At 39.2% G+C, this 19,073-nt stretch carries 20 protein-coding genes; 18 read left to right on the top strand and 2 right to left on the bottom strand.

What is annotated here, in order from left to right:
- Positions 1–5: 5 nt before the first annotated feature.
- The 3 genes from DL897_RS04830 to DL897_RS04840 all read left to right on the top strand — a co-directional run bounded on the left by DL897_RS04830 (position 6) and on the right by DL897_RS04840 (position 4,418).
- Positions 6–1,163, top strand: coding sequence for a 1-deoxy-D-xylulose-5-phosphate reductoisomerase (locus DL897_RS04830; protein WP_113658009.1), 1,158 nt, complete (start codon positions 6–8; stop codon positions 1,161–1,163).
- A gap of 200 nt (positions 1,164–1,363) precedes the next feature.
- Positions 1,364–2,614, top strand: coding sequence for an RIP metalloprotease RseP (rseP, locus tag DL897_RS04835; protein ID WP_113658010.1), 1,251 nt, complete (start codon positions 1,364–1,366; stop codon positions 2,612–2,614).
- Positions 2,615–2,705: 91 nt separating this feature from the next.
- Complete coding sequence (locus DL897_RS04840; RefSeq protein ID WP_113658011.1) at positions 2,706–4,418, top strand: proline--tRNA ligase; 1,713 nt, start codon at positions 2,706–2,708, stop codon at positions 4,416–4,418.
- A 62-nt stretch (positions 4,419–4,480) separates the two neighbouring features.
- On the opposite strand, the gene DL897_RS04845 is transcribed toward DL897_RS04840, so the two are convergent.
- Both DL897_RS04845 and DL897_RS04850 read right to left on the bottom strand, forming a co-directional pair.
- Complete coding sequence (locus tag DL897_RS04845) at positions 4,481–5,299, bottom strand: hypothetical protein (RefSeq protein WP_113658012.1); 819 nt, start codon at positions 5,297–5,299, stop codon at positions 4,481–4,483.
- 34 nt (positions 5,300–5,333) lie between these two features.
- The gene (locus DL897_RS04850; RefSeq protein WP_113658013.1) at positions 5,334–5,948 is read right to left on the bottom strand and encodes a hypothetical protein; all 615 of its coding nucleotides are present in this window, start codon (positions 5,946–5,948) and stop codon (positions 5,334–5,336) included.
- Between the two features lie 486 nt (positions 5,949–6,434).
- On the opposite strand from DL897_RS04850, the gene DL897_RS18135 reads away from it, so the two are divergent.
- From DL897_RS18135 to DL897_RS04915, 15 genes are all read left to right on the top strand, one after another.
- Complete coding sequence (locus tag DL897_RS18135; protein WP_168188645.1) at positions 6,435–6,590, top strand: hypothetical protein; 156 nt, start codon at positions 6,435–6,437, stop codon at positions 6,588–6,590.
- Positions 6,591–6,754: 164 nt separating this feature from the next.
- Positions 6,755–6,904, top strand: a complete 150-nt coding sequence (locus DL897_RS18140) for an eL43 family ribosomal protein (protein ID WP_168188646.1) — start codon at positions 6,755–6,757, stop codon at positions 6,902–6,904.
- A 189-nt stretch (positions 6,905–7,093) separates the two neighbouring features.
- Positions 7,094–7,555, top strand: a complete 462-nt coding sequence (gene rimP, locus DL897_RS04855) for a ribosome maturation factor RimP (protein WP_113658014.1) — start codon at positions 7,094–7,096, stop codon at positions 7,553–7,555.
- Positions 7,556–7,577: 22 nt separating this feature from the next.
- A complete protein-coding gene (gene nusA / locus DL897_RS04860; RefSeq protein ID WP_113658015.1) occupies positions 7,578–8,708 on the top strand; it encodes a transcription termination factor NusA in 1,131 nt (376 codons plus the stop codon).
- Positions 8,709–8,746: 38 nt separating this feature from the next.
- Positions 8,747–9,019, top strand: coding sequence for an RNase P modulator RnpM (gene rnpM / locus DL897_RS04865; RefSeq protein WP_113658016.1), 273 nt, complete (start codon positions 8,747–8,749; stop codon positions 9,017–9,019).
- A complete protein-coding gene (locus DL897_RS04870; protein ID WP_113658017.1) occupies positions 9,016–9,312 on the top strand; it encodes a YlxQ family RNA-binding protein in 297 nt (98 codons plus the stop codon). Before rnpM ends, DL897_RS04870 begins: the two co-directional genes overlap by 4 nt.
- A 20-nt stretch (positions 9,313–9,332) precedes the next feature.
- Positions 9,333–11,768, top strand: coding sequence for a translation initiation factor IF-2 (gene infB / locus DL897_RS04875; RefSeq protein ID WP_420824107.1), 2,436 nt, complete (start codon positions 9,333–9,335; stop codon positions 11,766–11,768).
- Entirely contained in the window at positions 11,740–12,051 is a 312-nt protein-coding gene (locus DL897_RS04880; protein ID WP_240627269.1) for a DUF503 domain-containing protein, read from the top strand. Before infB ends, DL897_RS04880 begins: the two co-directional genes overlap by 29 nt.
- Positions 12,052–12,072: 21 nt before the next feature.
- The gene (gene rbfA, locus DL897_RS04885; protein ID WP_113658020.1) at positions 12,073–12,423 is read left to right on the top strand and encodes a 30S ribosome-binding factor RbfA; all 351 of its coding nucleotides are present in this window, start codon (positions 12,073–12,075) and stop codon (positions 12,421–12,423) included.
- Position 12,424: 1 nt separating this feature from the next.
- Complete coding sequence (locus DL897_RS04890) at positions 12,425–13,384, top strand: DHH family phosphoesterase (protein ID WP_113658021.1); 960 nt, start codon at positions 12,425–12,427, stop codon at positions 13,382–13,384.
- Entirely contained in the window at positions 13,381–14,286 is a 906-nt protein-coding gene (gene truB, locus DL897_RS04895) for a tRNA pseudouridine(55) synthase TruB (protein WP_240627270.1), read from the top strand. The genes DL897_RS04890 and truB overlap by 4 nt, the downstream gene beginning before the upstream one ends.
- Positions 14,273–15,217: a bifunctional riboflavin kinase/FAD synthetase gene (locus DL897_RS04900; RefSeq protein ID WP_240627271.1), complete on the top strand. Its 945-nt coding sequence runs from the start codon at positions 14,273–14,275 to the stop codon at positions 15,215–15,217. The genes truB and DL897_RS04900 overlap by 14 nt, the downstream gene beginning before the upstream one ends.
- A gap of 140 nt (positions 15,218–15,357) precedes the next feature.
- Positions 15,358–15,627 (top strand): 30S ribosomal protein S15, encoded by a 270-nt coding sequence (rpsO, locus tag DL897_RS04905; protein WP_113658022.1) that lies wholly within the window; start codon positions 15,358–15,360, stop codon positions 15,625–15,627.
- Between the two features lie 127 nt (positions 15,628–15,754).
- Positions 15,755–17,884, top strand: coding sequence for a polyribonucleotide nucleotidyltransferase (gene pnp / locus DL897_RS04910; protein WP_113658023.1), 2,130 nt, complete (start codon positions 15,755–15,757; stop codon positions 17,882–17,884).
- Between the two features lie 99 nt (positions 17,885–17,983).
- Positions 17,984–18,949 carry a polysaccharide deacetylase family protein gene (locus tag DL897_RS04915; protein WP_113658024.1) on the top strand — a complete coding sequence of 322 codons (966 nt, stop codon included), beginning with the start codon at positions 17,984–17,986 and terminating at the stop codon, positions 18,947–18,949.
- Positions 18,950–19,073 lie beyond the last annotated feature (124 nt).

Genomic DNA, 19,073 nt, shown 5'->3' on the forward strand with positions numbered 1-19,073 from the left:
AGGGGATGTCAGAAAAGGTAGTCATTCTAGGGTCTACAGGGTCGATTGGAACAAATACTCTTGAAGTCATTCGGCAGCATCCAGAAGAGTTTACTGTGGTAGCGCTAGCAGCAGGTACGAATGTTGAGGAAATGATCAAACAAGCCAAAGCCTATCGACCCAAGGTAGTATCAATGGCAACCAAAGAGGCAGCAGAAAAAGTTCGTTTTGCCTTAGATGACTCCATTCAAGTACTTTATGGGGAAGAAGGTTTACTAGAAGTTGCTACTTACCATGAAGCCACCTTTGTTGTTTCAGCGATTGTAGGAAGTAGGGGGCTTGCACCTACACTTGCAGCTATTCAAGCTGGAAAAAAGATTGGTTTAGCAAATAAAGAGTCGTTAATAACAGCAGGTCATATTATTACAGAAGCTGCCAAGAAAGCAGGCGTCCCTATTTTACCTATTGATAGTGAGCACTCCGCTCTTTTTCAGTGTTTAAATGGGGAAAGGAAACAAGATGTTCAGAGATTAATTGTGACAGCTTCAGGTGGAGCATTTCGTGACTGGTCACGAGAACAACTAGTCAATGCGACGCCTGCTGATGCACTTAAACATCCAAATTGGTCGATGGGACCAAAAGTAACAGTAGATTCGGCAACCTTAATGAATAAAGGGCTTGAAGTAATGGAGGCTCACTGGCTATTTGGGTTTCCTTATGAACAGATTGAGGTACTTATTCATCCACAAAGTATTATTCATTCAATGGTAGAGTTTCATGACGGAGCTATCATGGCTCAGTTAGGATCGCCAGATATGAAAGTACCAATTCAATATGCTCTATCTTATCCTAAACGCTTGCCATTATCTGGTGAACCGCTTGACTTTGTGCAGATATCGCGGTTAGATTTTCGTAAGCCTGATTTTGTTCAATATCCATGCTTAAAGATGGCATATGAAGCTGGACGAGCTGGTGGAACCATGCCAACAGTCTTAAATGCAGCCAATGAAGTCGCGGTAGAGCAGTTCTTGGCTGGCGAGATTCCGTTTTTAGCTATTGAGCACAAGGTTGAGGAAGCATTGTCATCCCACCAATGGATACCGCATCCCTCTTTATCTGAAATTGAAGAGGCAGATCGGTGGGCAAGAGAGTTTGCTAAAAAGATAAAAATAGCCCATGTGTAAATAAAAATATGCTATATTTTGGGATTCAACATTTTGATTATGCCTAGTCTAAAAAGCGAGTCGTTTTTGTATACAATCAATGAGGATAAGAGATTCTTAGAGCAAGGAGATGTAAATAAATTCAAAGACGGTAAGCGAATTTTAGAAGGCAATCCCTATCAAAGTCTTGCCATTATAGCAGGGTGGTGAAGAAGTCAAATATGCAAACAATCTTGGTTTTTATTCTTGTATTAAGTGTGCTTGTTTTTTTTCATGAACTAGGCCATTTTTTATTTGCTAAACGTGCAGGGATTTTAGTCCGTGAATTCGCCATTGGATTTGGTCCCAAAATTTTTGCCAAGAGATACGGAGAAACACTGTACTCCATTCGGATATTACCACTGGGTGGTTATGTTAGAATGGCCGGTGAGGACCCGGAAATGGTTGAGATTAAGACAGGGACGCTTATCTATGCAATGAAGAATGAGCAAGATCATCTCGATCATGTTTATTTGTATGATCCACAGACGGAAAAGCCCCTTGTGGTTGGTCGAGTTATTGAAATCGACATGGAGAAAGACTGTTATATCATTCTGCAAGATGAATATGGAGAAGAGACGAAGTATTCTCTTGATCGCCAAGCATTCATTCATTATGATCCCAAGAATCAAGTCCAAATAGCTCCACTAGATCGCCAGTTTGGTTCTAAAACAGTGGGTCAAAAAGCAATGGCTATTTTTGCGGGGCCGTTATTTAATATTCTCTTAACGATTGTTTTATTTATTGTACTCGCTTTTCAAATAGGGATTGAATCAAAACTGGTTGTAGACAAAGTTTTAACCGATACACCTGCTGCTCGAGCTGGTATAAAAAATAAAGATGTCATTACAGAAATCAATGGTGAAAAAGCAACTTCACAAGTGCTTATTTCTGAGATTCAAGAATCAAAAGGAAATCCAGTTCAGATCATGATTGAGCGGAATGGTCAAAGACATCCATTGAAAATCGCTCCCAAAATGGAAAATAATACTTATTTGATCGGGGTCGTACCTGTGCAGCATTATAGAGAGCCAAGCATCATCGAAGCGATTTCTGATGGATTTAAGCGTACGTATAACTGGAGTATTTTGATTTTAGATAGCTTTGTCAAATTGATCACAGGAGAGGTTTCAGTCAAAAGTCTAGCAGGTCCTGTCCAGATGGGGGATATGACTGGTAAAATAGCTAAAAAAGGCGTAGATCCTTTAATTCAATGGACTGCTGTATTAAGCTTAAACTTAGCTATATTCAACTTATTACCCATTCCAGCATTAGATGGCAGCCGACTTATTTTTATTGGGATTGAGGCGATTCGCGGACGACCCATCCATCCAAATAAAGAGAACTTAGTTCATCTAGCTGGTTTTGCTTTACTCATGGTTCTTATGTTAGTTGTTACGTATAACGATATTATGAAAGTTTTTTTCACTTAAAGCAGATGCAGTTATAGCGATTCGTTACTTTGAACCATAAGTAACGAATCGTTCACTATTTGTAGGCTCAAGTAGAAAATGAGGGATAGGTATGAGACAAAAAACTTCACTAATACCAACATTACGCACTGTTTCTGAAGCAGAAATGATTAGCCATCAACTACTTCTCCGAGCAGGATATATGCGCCAAGTTGCAGCTGGTGTTTATAGTTTTTTACCTCTTGGACAACGCGTACTACAAAAAATTATTGACGTGGTACGAGACGAGTTAAATCGTGCTGGAGCACAAGAGTTACTTATGCCTGCTCTCAATCCAGCAGAATTATGGCAAGAATCTGGGCGTTACAATACGTATGGACCTGAACTTGTCAAACTTCAAGATCGTCATGGTCGTGATTTTATTTTAGGACCAACCCATGAAGAAACCATCACTGATCTCGTTCGCGGTGAAGTCAATACATATAAAAAGCTTCCAATGACTTTGTATCAGATTCAAACGAAATTTCGTGATGAAAAGAGACCACGTTCAGGGTTACTTCGTGGTCGCGAGTTTTTAATGAAAGATGCTTATTCCTTTCATGCAGATCGTGAATCGCTAGATCAAACTTATGAAGAGCTCTACCAAGCTTATGTTAATATCTTTACCCGACTAGGTCTTAACTTCCGAGCAGTCGAAGCAGATGCTGGAGCCATTGGGGGTAAAGGAACTCATGAGTTTATGGTTTTGTCAGATGCTGGAGAAGATACGATTGCGACCTGTGAAGCTTGTGACTATGCAGCTAATATCGAAATGGCAGAGGTCATTTACAAAGAGCAGACTCATGAACAATCCTCAATTCCAGCTCCTGAAAAAGTGGATACACCTGGCAAAAAAAGCATTGAAGATGTGTCTAGCTTTTTAAACTTACCATCTAATCAGTTTATCAAAAGTTTATTCTTTATCGTAGATGAAGAACCTGTCCTGGTGTTGGTTCGTGGTGATCATGAGGTGAATGAAGTAAAAGTAAAAAATCTTTTAGATGCTAGTGTATGTGAACTAGCCGATGAGGAAACGGTGCGACGGATTGCAGGAGTAGAAACGGGATTTGTCGGTCCGGTTGGATTAAAGGAAAAAGTAAAAATCATTGCGGACCAAGCAGTTCAATCGATTGCAGATGGTGTTATGGGAGCTAACCTTGTTGATACTCATCTGGTTCATGTTCAACCCAAGCGTGACTTTACTGTAGATCAGTATGCGGATATTCGTCAGATTCAAGAAGGAGATGCTTGTCCGCGTTGTGGTGGAATGATCCAATTTGAGCGCGGAATTGAAGTCGGTCATGTCTTCAAGTTAGGGACGAAATATAGTGAAGCGATGAATGCCAACTTCCTCGACGCCAATGGAAAAGAGCAACCTTTCATCATGGGATGTTATGGAATTGGAATCTCACGCTTAGTGGCTGCAATCATTGAGCAACATCATGATGAGAATGGTATGATTTGGCCAATTAATGTCGCACCATTCGCCGTTCATTTGATTGCCGTCAATATGAAAAAAGATGAGCAAGCTACGATTGCTGAAGGTTTATATGAAAAATTAACGAAAGCGGGCATTGAAGTACTTTTTGATGATCGATTTGAACGTGCGGGTGTGAAATTTAAAGATGCAGATCTCATGGGGATTCCAGTTCGAATCACTGTTGGTGCGAAAGCAAGTGAAGGAATGGTAGAGATAAAACTGCGCCGTACTGGAGAAAGCGCAGAGCTTGCTCATGAAGATGTGCTTAAAGATTTACCAAACTGGTTACAAAAAGCAGATCAGTGATCTAATAAAAAAACGACATCTCCTAATTGATAGAAGAGATGTCGTTTTTTCAAACTTACTCATTAAAAATCATTTCTAAAAATCATATTTGGAATTCCTGCATATTCCAACCTTTGTTTATATTGAGTTACTACCAAAGGGCGAGCTTCCATATTGATGGTTTGATTCGCAGGAAGTTGAACTTTCCAGTCTACTTTAATTGGTAGAGTTTCATTCGGTTTAAGTTCATACCCTAGTGGTGGAAATGCCTGATTAAAGGAGTGACCTACTTTTATATGCTCATGATTAAACTGTATATTCGGATTGTTCAGTAAAATACCTTTAATGCTAACTGAATGATCATTTGCATTCCGTAGTGCAATGATCAGAGGCTTGGAATGAGGAAATACACCTGCACTTTCGGTTAAAACTGTTATACCTGAAAAGGAACCTCTCCTTACTTGAACACGAATTTTCCCTAAATCATAGACTTTTTTATGTTGTTCCGTGTTAATTCTAATCTGAGTAAAAACATGCTTTCCTAACTGATTAGTTTTTAGTCGTATACTAAGTGCTTTTTGTTTTAATTTTCCTTGTGGTGGATTTTCTTCTAATGAAACAGAAGTTTGCTGAACAATATTGGTTTTGGGTAATAATTCAACCCCTATTTTCTTTGAGTCAAAAGTTATGTCAGGAGTATGGTTAAATGCTAAATTTAAATAAAATGAATCAATTGAATCCTCCTTGGATTCATTCCCCAGATAAGCTTCGTAAGATGATTCATTTTTAACGAAGGTCATCATTGGTTGTGTAGATCTTTCCATTACAACTGGTTTTGAGCAACCTGTGATTAGTCCTACAACGATGATTAAAATCACTACATAATCATTTCGCAACGACAAAAAGAATCACACTCCTTTCCTAAATTGAAGAGCCCTACTTGGTTATCCAAGTTATATACGTTGGATAATAAGTGGTTACTTTTTTACTACCCGACATATATGACCATGTTCCATCAATTGCCATGATCGACGGCGCTGCTTCTAATGTTACTGACTGATTAGGCCTTAGTTTTACCTCGAACTTGCATGATCGTTTCACAGTGTTTGTGGAAGAATACCCCATTGCAGCTCTAAATGCCTCTTGAAAGCCAGCATCGATACTTGTGTTATATGTTGTTGATTTTTCTGCTGATTCTTCAAAAGTATGTGTTACTGTTGTTTTTGAGTGATTGACATATTTAGCAACTGTAAATGGGACAAAACACAACCTTGATTCACGTTCAAACTTATATTTATCAAATGCTTGAGCTTTAGCGACGCTATTTAGATTAAATTTAAATTCTTTCTTTGGTTTAAAGTAATTCATTTTTCGTGTAGAATTTGGAGTAAAATCATCTTTTCCACACCAGTTACCTGAAGGTTTTTTACGCAAAGCTGTCACCTGCTTACGCTCATCATTATTTTTAGCTTCAGTAGTGATATTAGAAAAAAGAGAATTTGATAAAACAACAAATAGGATAATAAATAAGACACAAAAAAATTTTCTCAAAACTTTTCCCCTCCCTAGATTATTTCAAAATAACGACCAAGAATATATTTGACTAAAAACTAATAATACCTCCAATATACAAAAAATAAATTTTAGAAAGATGACCTCAAGCTTTAAATTGTACTTAACTTTTATAAACCTGTTTATTAAATGATGGAATACCTTACAAAGTGCCACAAAAAAATGACATTCGTTCTAAAAATGTAGGCTATGTCGTTTTTGATAGGCAAGCGAAACCTCCTCTATGAAAAGATATACTTTTTTTAATACTAAATTTCTTTATATATTCCCTTTTACAAATGAAATTTAAATAAAAAAATGAACAAAATTACTGTAGTTAACAATATAGATATTATATGAAAATAAAATATAAAATTATAAATAATAACTCTATATTAATTTGACATGCGCAGCCTATTTTTGTATAATATTTATACTAGTCAGTAAAATAATCACCTAACCGTTTTATATAGAGAGGAGGATAGTATGATTTGGAGAAAAAGAGAGAAAGAAGAAGAAAAAGAAGTAAAAAATTACGATGAATGCCCAAATTGTGGATACAAACACATTTATAGAGTCGGTAACTTAGCTGAGTGTGAACGATGTAAAAACAAATGGGAAGAATACACGGGTTGGATTTAAAACTTTAAAACCGAGTTGTTTAACCAGGTATCTGCTAATTTTCTTCAAACATACTATTGCTTATCGACTCCTATATAAACATTTTTTGGATAATCAATGTTGCCGAATAAGTGCATATAATTACCACTAGAATGAGTAGTAAGTAATCCCGGGGAGGGATGTAGATGGCCAATTCTCAAAAAAAGGTTCATCTATCTAAGCAACTAGATGTTTATAAATATCGGTTATGTCCATATTGTCAGGGTAGGCAAGTATATTATACAGGGACTTATTGGGAATGCAAAAAATGTGGCAAAAAATGGAAAATATATTAGGTAGAAAAAATCGTACATCTCGATTCATAATGATAAAGAATAACGTTTTTCATGAATCGTTGCCAGCTCTTTTATGATTGTGATATAATCAACTTGGTTATACTTTAGGTAGATATTTCAGTTTAGAAAGAGTGGGTTTTGTGGCCCACTCTTTGCATTTGCTTCGATGCAAATGAAGGAGGAGTTTGTTTGAGCCGCCAAGTCATTGAAACGGTGGAAAAATTAGCTTTGCCTATTTTACAGGCAGAAGGACTAGAATTAGTCGATGTAGAGTTTATTAAAGAAGGACAAAATTGGTTTTTGCGTATTTTTATCGACCGGGAAGAGAAAGGAGTCGACTTAGATGATTGTAGCCGGGTAAGTGAGCAGTTGAGTGAAGTACTCGATCAAACTGATCCAATACCAGGGGCATATATATTAGAAGTTTCATCCCCAGGTGCGGAAAGACCACTAAAGAAGCCGGCAGACTTTCGAAAAGCGGTGGGTAAATATGTTCATATTTCTACATATGAACCGATTGAAGAAAATAAAGTGTTTGAAGGCACGCTTACTTACTATGGCGAAGAATATCTAACTGTAGAGGTGAACGGTCGTTCGCTAGATCTTCCACTGGAGAAGATTGCAAAAGCTCGGTTAGCTATTGTCTTTTAATGCGAAGGGAGGATAAGGACCGATGAATGTCGAGTTCATCGAGGCCCTTGAACAGCTAGAGAAGGAAAAGGGAATAAGTAAAGATATTTTAATTGAGGCAATTGAAGCAGCACTGATCTCAGGTTATAAGCGTAATTTTCATTCAGCACAAAACGTGCGTGTAGATATTGATCGACAAACAGGGCGGGTACGTGTTTTTGCACGTAAAACAGTAGTAGAAGAAGTGTTGGACCCACGCTTAGAGATCTCCCTCGATGCGTCGCGGGAAATAAATCCTTCTTATCAATTGGGAGATATTGTAGAGATCGAAGTGACGCCTGCAGACTTTGGACGGATTGCTGCCCAGACAGCGAAGCAAGTTGTAACGCAGCGTATTCGTGAAGCTGAACGTAGTATCATTTATCAGGATTTTATCGATCGTGAAGAAGATATTATAACAGGAATTGTACAACGATCAGATAATCGCTATTATTATGTCGATCTTGGGCGAGTTGAAGCTATGCTCCCATTTTCTGAGACGATGCCAACCGAACGATTTAAGCATGGTGATCGTGTAAAAGTGTTTATCACGAAAGTGGAAAAATCGACAAAGGGACCCCAAATCTTTGTGTCTCGTACTCATCCAGGATTGCTCAAAAGACTGTTTGAGTTAGAAGTCCCAGAAATTTTCGATGGTGTTGTAGAGATCCGTTCTATTGCGCGGGAAGCTGGACATCGTTCGAAAATAGCTGTTCATTCAAATGACGCAAATGTTGACCCAGTCGGTGCATGTGTAGGTCACCGTGGTATGCGTGTGCAAACAGTGGTAAGTGAACTAAAAGGGGAAAAAATCGATATTGTCCGGTGGTCTGATAATATCGAAGAGTGGATTGCTAATTCATTAAGTCCTTCAACAGTTCTATCCGTTACCATTTTTGAAGACGAGAAAACGGCACGAGTGGTAGTTCCCGACCATCAATTGTCTTTGGCGATTGGAAAAGAAGGACAAAATGCTCGTTTGGCAGCAAAGTTGACTAACTGGAAAATTGATATCAAGAGTGAATCAGAATCCTTAAAAGAGAATGATGTGTTGGTAACATCACATGATGATCAGGAGAATACCTCTTTGCATTATGATCAAGAGGGTACGCCTTCTGATGTAGATGAAAACTAAACCACCTTTTTGCTGATGTAGGAGGAGGTATCTGGGGAATGAAAAAACGCAAAATTCCTATGAGAAAATGTGTTGCTTCACAAGAGATGTTTCCAAAAAAAGAGCTGATTCGCGTAGTTCGGACCCCAGAAAATGAAGTCGTAATTGATCCGACAGGGAAAAAATCCGGACGAGGAGCTTATCTTTGTGCTAAGGAAGAGTATATTGTGTTGGCCCAAAAGAAAAAAGCACTCGACCGGGCTTTAAAAGTCCAAGTTGACTCTAGTATTTATGAAGAACTTAGAGAATATATAAAGGGAAAAGCTGAATGAATAAGCTTCTGAATACATTGGGTCTAGCTATGCGAGCAGGAAAAATTATCTCTGGAGAAGATCTAGTGATTCGTGAGATCCGATCTAAAAAAGCGAAGATCGTTATTTTAGCAACTGATACAGCGAGAAATACTGAAAAAAAGATAAGCGACAAATGTCAATTTTATCAAGTTCCAATGATCCGTTTTGGTACTAGGCAAGAATTGGGGAACGCCATAGGTAAAACAGAGCGAGTTGTGATTGCGGTGACAGATTTCGGTTTCGCTAAAATGATCCAACAACTCGTTCAGTAGCTAAACGGAGGTGAATGTATTTGACCAAAATACGAGTCTATGAATATGCCAAGCAGATTAATGTTAGCAGTAAGGAACTGTTAAATATCCTTGAGCAAGTTCATGTGAAAGTAAATAATCATATGAGCGTCATGGATGAGGGAATGTTAAAGAAAGTGGAGCAATATATGAAACAAAATAGAGAAGGTAATTCTGCACCAAAAAATAAGGAGCAAAATATGCAGGTAGAGAAGAAACAGAAAAGCGTGAAATCGACGCAAGAATCAAGGGGAAGCCGTCCACAACGTCATTCAGACAATAACCGAACCCAGCAAGGTAAAGGAAATCGGACAGGGCAAGGTCAAGAAAAACGAACACAGCAAGGGCAAGAAAAGCGCACGGGGCAAGGGCAAGGAAACCGTACACAGCAAGGAAATAGAGGAAGTAAAAACTTTCAAGGTAGAAATAATCAGAGAAACAATGCGAATAAACCGCCTCAATCGAAAGGACTTACAGAAACGAAAAAAGTGATTGTAGCACCTGAAAAAGCTGTAGAACGAAATGAAAGTCGTAATAAGAAAGACAAGGATCGCAAAGGGAAAGGCCATCATTCTAAATTTAAAGATGAGACAATCAAAAGCTTTTCTCCTTCCAATCCAAAGAGACGTGGTAACAAGAAAGATAAAAAAGAAATAGTTATCAAGGAAAAACAAGCACCTGTTTTACCAAAAGAGATTGAAGTATCAGGACCTCTTACTGTAGGTGAATTTGCTAAACTCTTGCGTAAAGAAGCATCTGAAGTAATTAAAAAGCTAATTATGTTAGGAATTATGGCGACGATCAATCAAGAAATCGATGTCGATACGATGACCTTGATTGGGGATGAATTTAATGTCACAGTGAACTATAAAGAAGAGGTCGACGAGTCTAATTTTGAAGAAGTGGAAGAAGTCGATGCACCCGAAGATTTAATTGAGCGCCCTCCTGTTGTTACTATCATGGGACACGTTGACCATGGGAAAACTACTTTACTCGATCGATTTCGGGAATCCAATATTACCGCAGGTGAGGCTGGAGGAATTACCCAACATATCGGTGCGTACCAAGTAGAAGCAAATGGAAAGAAAGTTACCTTTCTCGATACACCTGGCCATGCAGCTTTTACTACGATGCGGGCTCGTGGAGCAACTGTAACAGATATTACCATTCTCGTTGTAGCTGCTGATGATGGTGTCATGCCTCAGACAGTTGAGGCCATTAACCATGCGAAAGCAGCAGAAGTTCCAATTATTGTTGCTATAAACAAAATGGATAAGCCAGATGCAAACCCTGATCGTATTAAGCAACAGCTAACAGAACATGGACTTGTTGCAGAAGATTGGGGTGGAGATACTATTTTTGTACCTGTTTCTGCAATAAAGGGAGAAGGAATTGATGATTTACTCGAGATGGTTCTTCTTGTAGCAGAGGTACAGGAGCTAAAAGCGAATCCAAATAAACGAGCGCGTGGTGTTGTGATCGAAGCGGAATTGGATAAAGCTCGTGGAGCAGTTGCAACTGTTCTTGTACAAAATGGTACGCTCAAAGTAGGCGATGGGATTGTTGCAGGTAATTACTTCGGTAAAATTCGAGCGATGATCAATGATCGGGGGCGTCGAGTAAAGGTAGCACCTCCTTCGGCACCTGTGGAAATATTAGGCTTATCGGATGTTCCAAACCCAGGGGATCCATTTATGGTTTTTGAGGACGAACGAAAAGCTAGAGCAATTGCTGAGAAAAGAGAAGCAAAACAAAAAGAAGAAGAACGCGGTGCAATGAGTCGTGTAACCCTGGATGACCTATTTAAACAGATTCAGGAAGGCGAGATTAAAGAGTTAAACGTAATTATTAAGGCCGATGTTCAAGGTTCAGCTGAAGCACTTAAAGGATCGCTTGAAAAAATTGATGTTGCAGGGGTTCGTGTGAAAATCATTCATACTGGTGCCGGAGCGATCTCAGAGTCAGATATTATTTTGGCTTCTGCATCCAATGCGATTGTGATCGGTTTTAATGTTCGTCCCCAACCCAATGCACGTGTGATGGCCGAACAAGAAAAAGTGGATATCCGCTTACATCGGGTTATTTATAATGCGATTGAAGAGATTGAAGCTGCCATGAAAGGGCTTCTAGATCCAGAGTTTGAAGAAAAAGTCGTAGGAACGGTGGAAGTCCGCCAAATCTTTAAAGTTTCTAAAGTAGGAACGATTGCAGGGTGTTATGTGACCGAAGGAAAAGTAGTTCGTGATGGTCATATTCGTCTCATTCGAGATGGAATAGTCATTCATGAGGGGAAACTGGATACCTTAAAACGATTTAAAGATGATGTGAAGGAAGTTGCTCAAGGTTATGAATGTGGTTTAACGATTGAGAATTACAATGACATTAAAGAAGGAGATGTCATTGAAGTTTATGTCATCGAAGAAGTGGAGCGCAAGTAAGGTGATTGTTGGCTTATTGGAATGTGAAGGCTGGGTGATCAGCTCCACCTCCTTGAAAGATAAACGTCGGGTCATAAAAAGTGCACTTACTCGTATTCGTAATCAATTTAACTTAGCTGTTTCAGAGGTAGGTCAACAAGATGATCGACAAAGGACCATTCTTGCAGTCGTAGGAGTTGGGAGTAATAAACAGATACTAGAAAGTGAACTCAGGCAAGCACTACGACTGCTGGAAGAAACCGATGGTTTAGAAATCATCAACACAGATTTAACATATATGTAATGCAATGAGGAGGAGTCTATGATGGCTCGGATTCGTGTGAGTCGTGTGGGCGAACAGATCAAGAAAGAGTTAGGCTGTATATTACAACGAGAATTAAAAGATCCACGGATTGGTTTTGTTACAGTGACTTCGGTCGAAATGAGTGGGGATTTACAAATCGCTAAAGTATATATTAGTGTTCTAGGACCAGTAGATGAAAAGAAACAAACATTAGTGGCTTTAGATAAGGCAAAAGGGTATATTCGTTCGGAAATCGGACGTCGTGTCCAATTAAGATATATTCCTGATCTTCAGTTTGTTATGGATGAATCCCTAGAGCATAGTGAACATATCAATCGATTGCTCGATGAAGTGAAGCCGGAGATTGATTAAAATGCATAACTTTGATAATGCTACTCAATTTATAAAAGAGGCAGATCAACTTTTGGTTTTATCTCATCTTCACCCAGATGGAGATGCTATCGGCTCAACCCTTGCAGCTGGGCATCTTCTTCGCTCTTTAGGTAAAAAAGTAACAATGGTGAATGAATCACCCATCCCACAAAAATTTCATTTTTTATCAGGAGCCAAAGATATCTATTTACCAGATAACATCTCCGAGAAATTTCGCTATGTTGTTGCCCTTGATGCAGCAGATCAGGCAAGAATGGGGCAGTGTTCCCGATTGTTTACCCGAGATGTTCAGATACTGAATATTGACCATCATGCAACCAATGATCAATTTGGAACGATCAATATTGTTGTTCCAACTGCTGCGGCTACAGCAGAGATTTTATTTGATTGGATCGAGTTTATGAATGTTAAATGGGATTTACCCTTGGCTACTTCAATATATATGGGGTTGTTAACGGATACAGGCGGTTTTCGTTATTCTAATACAACTCCCAAGGTTTTTAGACAAGCAGCACAATTGGTTGAACTAGGTATTGAGTCACATGTTATTGCCGATATTGTGTTAGAGAGTACAACACTAGACCAACTTCGATTATTGAAAAAAGCATTATCTACCTTGCAAGTTTCAGCAAATGGTGAAGTGGCTTGGATGGTATTGAAGCGAGAGGATGTAGGGCCGGACCAAGAGATGGAAGGCATAGTCAATTATGCTCGTAATATTGTAGGTGTTGATGTAGGAATTCTCTTCCGTGAGGTTGGTGACCAATTGGTAAAAGTAAGTCTTCGTTCGCGAACCAAGACCGATGTAGGAAAGCTTGCCAAATCATTTGGCGGAGGTGGACATGCACGGGCAGCCGGTTGTACGATTCATACTGATTTGTCACAAGCCTTGCAGCAAGTTTTAGCCTATTTATCTGTGGAACGGGAGTGTGACCAATGATGGCACTCCATGGTGTTATCCCTGTCTTTAAGCCAAAAGGGTACACTTCCCATGATATTGTCGGGAAGATCAGGAGATTGACTGGACAAAAGAAAGTAGGTCACACAGGCACGCTTGATCCCGAGGTGGAAGGCGTGCTCCCTATTTGTCTAGGACAAGCAACACGAATCGCGGAATATGTACAGTCATTTCCTAAAAGATATCAAGGCTCCATGATGTTAGGAATTTCTACTGATACGCAAGATCAAACAGGTCAAATTGTTGAACAAATTCCTGTAAGGAATGTTTCAGAAAAAGCAATTCAGCAGGTATTTGAGCGCTTTCAAGGAGTTATTGAACAAACTCCACCGATGTATTCAGCGGTAAAAGTGAAAGGGAAACGCTTATATGAATTGGCACGTTTAGGAAAAGAAATAGACCGCCCTAAACGAAAAGTGACCATTTATGAGTTAACCTATACACAAATCCATAATGATGAAGAATATCTAAAGATTGACTTTGATGTACAATGTTCCAAGGGGACTTATATTCGTACATTGTGTGTAGATATAGGTTTGGCTCTTGGCTACCCAGCTCATATGATGTCACTCGTTCGAATAAACAGCGGTCCTTTTCATATTGATGATTGTTTTACTCTGAAAGAGCTACAAACAGTGGCAGAGAACGGAACATGGGAAACTGTTTTATATTCAATCGATGAAGTTTTAGGACAGTTCCCTAGCTTAATCGTTTCTGATGAGGATGAACGGCGGGTGTTAGATGGTTGGTTTTTAGAGTTAGAGCCTCCTATGATAAGCTCACTCGTACGGATATATACGGAATCAGGTCGCTTTTGCGCTCTTTATCGCTGTGATAAAGAGGAGGCGAAGCCAGAAAAAGTATTTCGGGATGTGGACAGCTAAAATGGAAGTGATTCATTTATCTTATCCGTTAGAACAACAGATCAGCTTGCCTACAACGCTTGCTATTGGCTATTTTGATGGGGTTCATCGTGGCCATCAAGCCGTGATTACTCGTGCAAATCAGCTAGCTGAAGAGCTGGGAGTAACTCCAGCAGTCATGACTTTTTTTCCTCATCCACGTGAAGTTCTTGGACTAGCCCAAATTACTCGCTATCTCACTCCGCTGCCTGAAAAGCTAGCACTTTTTCAAGAATTAGGAGTGGGATGTACTTATGTGATGAGGTTTGATCATACTTTTGCTAAGCTTACAGCAAAGGCATTTGTACAAGAAATTCTTGACCCTCTACAAGTAAAAGGAGTAGCTACAGGGTTTAATTTTACTTTTGGTAAAAATGCTTCTGGAAAAGCAGAAGACTTAATTGCACTTGGAAAAGGAAAATTCCGAGCAGAAATTGTGGAAGCAATTCAGTCTGAAGGGCTAACTATTAGCAGTTCTCGCTTACGGCAAGCATTATTAGAGGGAGATGTCCACGTTGCTCGGGAGATTTTAGGCAGAAACTACTCGATTGCTGGGACAGTAGTTCATGGGGATAAACGAGGTCGTCTCTTAGGCTTCCCTACAGCAAATATTGAACTCGAGAATCCTTTCTTTATACCAAAGCGTGGAGTATATATTGTGCAAGCTTATTTTGAGCAAGAGGTTGCTATGGGGATTATGAATATAGGAATTCGTCCTACTTTTAATAACCCTGGGGGACAGGATCGTTTAGAAGTCCATCTGTTAGACCGAACAGATGATTTATACGAGAAAAAGATGAAAATAGAATTTCTTCATTATTTACGGGAAGAGAAAAAATTTGAATCCAAGGAAGCTTTGATTGACCAGATTCAAAAGGATAAACAATCCGCTTATCGATGGATAGCTAAATAAACTTTTAGGAACTTATTGTATTTATATTTTTATTTATGTTATACTAAACCACAGTATGTAAGAGATACCTTAACGCGGATTATCGATAGCCTCGACGATAATCTGGGTTACAGGTGAAATAAATATGGAGGTGAACCAGGATGGCATTAACCCTGGAAAGAAAACGTGAAATTATTGATGAATATAAGACACATGAAGGTGACACTGGATCTCCAGAAGTTCAAATCGCCCTTCTTACTTTTAGTATTAATGAGCTAAACACACACTTGAGAGATCATAAAAAAGATCATCATTCACGTCGCGGTCTTTTAAAAATGGTTGGGCAACGTCGTAATTTGCTCAACTATCTGAAGAACAAAGATGTTACACGTTATCGCGAATTAATTAAGAAGTTGGGATTACGTCGATAATCAATGGAGCGGGGTTTTTTTTACCCCGCTCTTTTCAATCCTTTTTAAAATCAATACAGAAGGAAATACTGTTTATATGAAGAATAAAGGAAGTTGTCGGAGTTTGAGAGGAGGAATTATACATACTATGGAGCCGAAAATATTTGAAACAGAGCTAGCTGGTCGTAAATTACAGCTAGAAATTGGTAAATTTGCTGGTTTGGCAAATGGTTCTGTCATGGTTCGTTATGGTGATACGGCTATTCTTGCTACCGTCGTTGCTTCCAAAGAACCAAAGGATACAGACTTTTTCCCACTAACCGTAAACTATGAAGAACGATTGTATGCAGTGGGTAAAATTCCGGGTGGTTTTATTAAAAGAGAAGGCCGTCCCAGTGATAAAGCTGTTTTAGCAAGTCGTTTGATTGACAGACCGATTCGTCCATTGTTTCCTGAAGGATTTCGCCATGAGGTACAAGTAGTTACGATTGTGATGTCAGTTGATCAAGACTGCTCTACAGAAATCGCTGCCATGATAGGTGCTTCTTGTGCCTTGACCATTTCAGATATTCCATTTTATGGTCCCATCGGTGGTGTGATCGTTGGCCGGGTGGATGGTAAGTTTGTCATTAACCCAACGGTTGAGCAATTAGAAAAGTCGGATTTACATCTTGTGGTTGCAGGAACGAAGGATGGTATAAACATGGTTGAAGCAGGTTCCGAAGAGATTCCAGAAGAGATGATCTTGGAAGGAATTCTCCAAGGCCATGAAGTGATTAAAGATATCGTGTCATTTCAAGAGCATATCCGTGAAGAAATTGGTAAAGAAAAAATGGAACCTGAGTTGTTCCAAATCGATAGTCAGATTGACACACGTGTACGTGAACTTGCTACGAACACTTTGACACATGCCGTTCAAGTTGTAGAGAAACAAGCAAGACAAGACGCGATTGATCAAGTGAAAGAGCAAGTATTGGAACAAATGGCTGAAGAGCTGGACGAAGATACATTTAATGATAAAGAAAAAGAGATCCTTATGGTCTTAGATTCCATCGTTAAAGAAGAAGTGCGACGCTTGATCATTGAAGAAGGTAAGCGCCCCGATGGACGTACTGCGGATGAGATTCGTCCTCTAACTAGTGAAGTCAATATCTTGCCACGTACCCATGGCTCTGGCCTATTTCGACGTGGACAAACCCAAGTACTTAGCATATGTACATTAGGAGCACTAGGCGATGTGCAAATTTTAGATGGATTGGACTTGGAAGAATCGAAGCGCTTTATGCATCATTATAATTTCCCACCCTTTAGTGTAGGTGAATCTCGACCTCTGCGGGGACCAGGTCGTCGGGAAATAGGTCATGGAGCCTTAGGTGAGCGGGCACTCGAGCCTGTCATTCCTTCAGAAGATGAATTCCCATATACGATTCGCTTAGTATCAGAAGTGCTGGAATCCAATGGTTCTACATCCCAAGCCAGTATTTGTGCCTCAACCTTAGCGCTCATGAATGCAGGCGTGCCAATTAAAGCTCCTGTGGCTGGTATTGCAATGGGGTTAATTAAGGAAAAAGATCGAGTGGAAGTACTGACAGACATCCAAGGAATGGAAGATCATCTGGGTGATATGGACTTTAAAGTTGCTGGTACACGTCATGGTGTAACTGCTTTACAAATGGATATCAAAATTTCTGATATTGACCGTTCTATTTTGGAAAGAGCATTAATGAAAGCTAAAAATGCACGGATGGTTCTTTTAGATAATATGGCACAAGCAATTGATAAACCAAGTACAGAGTTATCACCTTATGCACCGAAAATTTTAACCTTAAAAATCCATCCTGATAAGATTCGTGAAGTGATTGGACCAAGTGGACGTGTCATTAATCGTATTATTGAAGAGACTGGTGTGAAAATTGATATAGAGCAAGATGGTCGTATCTATATCTCATCCGTTGATGTAAAACAGAACGAAAAAGCAAAACAAATTATTGAAGACTTAGTCCGTGAAGTCACAGTGGGTGAAATTTACCTAGGAACTGTAAAACGTATCGAGAAGTATGGAGCCTTTGTCGAGATTTTATCAGGTAAGGAAGGTCTAGTGCATATTTCTCAACTTGACCTCGCTCGTGTAAACAAAGTGAGCGATGTAGTAAATATTGGAGATACTATTTTGGTGAAAGTTACAGAAATTGATGATCAAGGACGTATTAACTTGTCACGTAAAGCGGTGCTCAAAGAAGAAGAAGCGAAGAAGGAAAAGGAGAAACAATCTTCTTAGCCTTTCTCACAAAAGAGTCAGAGAGATCTGCCTCTTTTTTTATTCAAGAATAGGGATTCCTAGAAAAGCATAAGTTAATAGGAAAGGAGGCGTAGTAACTTGAAAGTTTTTTTACTCACATTTGCTTTATTTTTTTCTTTTACCTTGATTCAATCTGATCCCGTAACTGCTTATGTTCAGGCAGTCAAACAGGATCAATCATTCCCTATTCTTAAAGAAAATGATATAACGAAGTTACGTGAACGTATACAACAAGAAGCTCCGAGTAAGTACATCGCACCGATCGATGCTCGAGTTGATCGTATATGGAAAGGGATTCCGGGACTTAATGGAAGAGAAGTCGATATAGAGGCAACCATACGTAAAACCCTTAAACAAAAAAAAAATAAAGAGCAGATTCAGTGGGTATATAAAAAACTTTTACCACAAAAATCATTAGATGACTTAGGAGCTGTACCTATCTATCGTGGAAATGAAAATAAAAAAGCTGCTGCATTAATGATCAATGTGGCATGGGGAACCGAATATCTTCCACAGATGTTAAAGATTTTAAAACAAGAGCAAGTGACAGCGACATTCTTTCTTGATGGATCTTGGCTAAAAAAGCATCCTGAGGAAGCGAAAAAAATTGTCATGGCGGGACATGAGATTGGAAATCATGCTTATTCACATCCATTACTTAGCCGTATGACACAAGGACGTATTGAACGAGAGATTGCACAAACGAATCAATTAATAAAGCAAACATTGAAATTAAATAGTAGCCTCTTTGCTCCACCGGCAGGAGATTTTGACCAGCGTGTTGTCGATATCGCTCATCAACATAAGATGAGAACGATTTTATGGACTGTTGATACAGTTGATTGGCGGAAAGACTCTACTCCTGATAAAATGGTGGCACGTATCGAAAAAGGTGTTTCTTCTGGTAGTTTGATTTTAACTCATCCTACAGATCGGACTGTTGTTGCACTCCCGCAAATTATTCGTTCAGTGAAGAGAAAAGGTATAAAATGGATCACAGTGGGATCTATGCTTTCATCGAAACGTTTGGAAGAGATTGAGTGACTAGGCTATTTTTGATATAGTAGGGATGCTTATATCGTTAGGACTTGCTGCATGGACTGCTTACAATCTTTTGCATCTGGAAGATAGCGATATCTCTTAAAAGTGAGTATGACAGAAGAATAAT

It is taken from the genome of Thermoflavimicrobium daqui (assembly GCF_003313465.1).
Taxonomy (GTDB): domain Bacteria; phylum Bacillota; class Bacilli; order Thermoactinomycetales; family Thermoactinomycetaceae; genus Thermoflavimicrobium; species Thermoflavimicrobium daqui.